1 protein-coding gene and 1 pseudogene are annotated in these 2071 nt (G+C 56.0%); both read left to right on the top strand.

The genetic code is table 11. The features are described from left to right. On the top strand, positions 1-1738 hold a 1738-nt coding region (locus AB4043_RS23550; protein ID WP_442308264.1), incomplete at its 5' end, for a TonB-dependent receptor domain-containing protein. 137 nt (positions 1739-1875) lie between these two features. Further along, positions 1876-2071, top strand: a pseudogene (locus AB4043_RS23545) (arabinose isomerase); the annotation flags it as partial.

The raw sequence follows: 2071 nt of genomic DNA, 5'->3' as shown, positions 1-2071 counted from the left end.
TCCGTATGCCAACAATGACAATCCGGCAACCTACGGCGTTCCTGTCTTCGGCATCGCCGGATTCGGCTCCGTGGGTTCTATCGCTGAGGTGATTGGCGCGGACGATAAGTATTACCAGGTCTCCGATAACCTGACCTGGACGCATGGCAAGCTGACATCAATGAATGGCCTGCAGTACATTCATGAGAACTTTACGCAGATCACCGACTTTGCTTCGAACCCAACGCTCTCCTACAACAACGGGTACTCCACGCGGAACGCGGCAGGGCAGCGTGTCAGCAGCATCGGCCTGAGTGACTTTCTGCTGGGGCAGCCATACGAGATTACGGCTGCCAGCGGTGACTCAACCCAGTATCTGCACAGCTCCTACTACGGCTTTTACTCGCAGAACAACTGGAAGGTGCTGCCTTCTCTGACCGTGAATCTCGGGCTGCGCTATGAGTACGCCGGCTCACCGGTTGAGTCGCGTAACCGCAGCCAGTTCTTCGATACAGTCACTGGGCAGTTTGCCTATGCGGGCTCTTCGATTCGGCGTTCCATCGTCAAGCCAGACCTCAATAACTTCGCTCCGCGTGTTGGCTTTGCGTGGAGGCCGTCCTTTCTCCCCAACACCGTCATCCGCGGAGGCGTGGGGACATACTACGCAACGGATAACTTCAACGAAGAGCAGTTCAAGAATCAGGGAAGTCCCTTCTACACCTCGCGCAGCAATACACCAAGCACAACGACGCCGGTGTCGATCTTCAATCCCTTCGCCGGCACCTCGACGACATTCCCGCCTGCTCATGCCAATATCTTTACGCTGGACCAGGACAACCGGACCCCCTATATCAACCAGTGGGGTCTGGATATCCAGCAGGCATTCGCTTCGGACTATCTGCTGGAGCTTGAATATGCAGGTTCCAGCGGCCAGAAGTTGGCGCAACGCAAGAATGCTAACATCGGCGCAATCGATACGACGGGAACTATTCCGCTCGCTTCGCGCAAACCATTCCCTCAATATGGCTTCATCCTGGTGAGCAGCAACTATGGCCGTTCAAACTACAACGCCCTTACTGCAAAGCTGGAGAAGCGTATGAGCCATGGCAATTCGTTCCTGGTGGCCTATACCTACTCCAAAGCCATTGATATCGGAATCACCGATGACTTCTCGTCACTGTCGCGTGACTTCTTCCGTTATGACCGGGGTGTCTCTGACTATCACGTGCCGCATCGCCTGGTTGCCAGCTATACCTATCAACTGCCATTCGGCCGCGGTCAGCGTCTCTTCAACAGCGCACCACTCGGCGTGGAGTACCTGATTGGCGGCTGGCAATTGAAYGGCATCACAACGTTCRGCTCCGGCCAGTACAACACGCCCACGCTGGCCGGCGACAACCTGAATATCGGTGACTTCAGCCAGTCCCGCCCGGATGTTGTGGGCAATGTCAGCGCCGGAAGGCATGCTCCTACACAGTGGTTCAACACCGCGGCTTTTTCAAAGCCGAGTTACGGTACTCCTGGCAATGCAGGCAGAAACTCGCTGGAGCAGCCTGGCTATCAGAACTGGGATGCCAGTCTCTTCAAATCGCTTCCTCTGGGCGAGCGCGCCAACTTCCAGCTTCGCATGGAGGCGTTCAACGTCTTCAACCACACTCAGTTCGGGCACGCCAGCACGTCGCTCGGGCCGGGATTCGGAGCGATTACGTCCACGCGAGCAGCACGGGTCGTACAGATCGGAGGGCGGCTGGTGTTCTAGAGCATTTTCCCTGTTGTTGGTGTCAGCCGAAGCATGGAAAAGCAGGTCCTTCACTAATTAYCAGCGAACAAGTTCGCTGGGGTGAACGTTCAGGGTGAAACTTTTGATATTTTTTCCCGAAGCCTGGAGGGCACACATTGCAGCGTTTTGACACTCAGCTTCGCGTCGGCCTGATCGGTCTTGGCCTGGAGAGCTACTGGCCACAATTCGAAGGTCTGAAGCAACGTCTGGAAGGTTATCTTGAACTGGTTTCCAGAAAGGTAGAGGAGAGCGGCCGCAGGTCGATTCTGCTGGGGCTGATCGACACACCGGAGAAGGCAGTGGATGCGGGTC

Source organism: Terriglobus sp. YAF25, assembly GCF_052113305.1.
Taxonomy (GTDB): Bacteria; Acidobacteriota; Terriglobia; order Terriglobales; family Acidobacteriaceae; genus Terriglobus.
The sequence above is the reverse complement of the archived record's forward strand: the minus strand, read 5'-3'. Positions and strand labels throughout refer to the sequence as shown.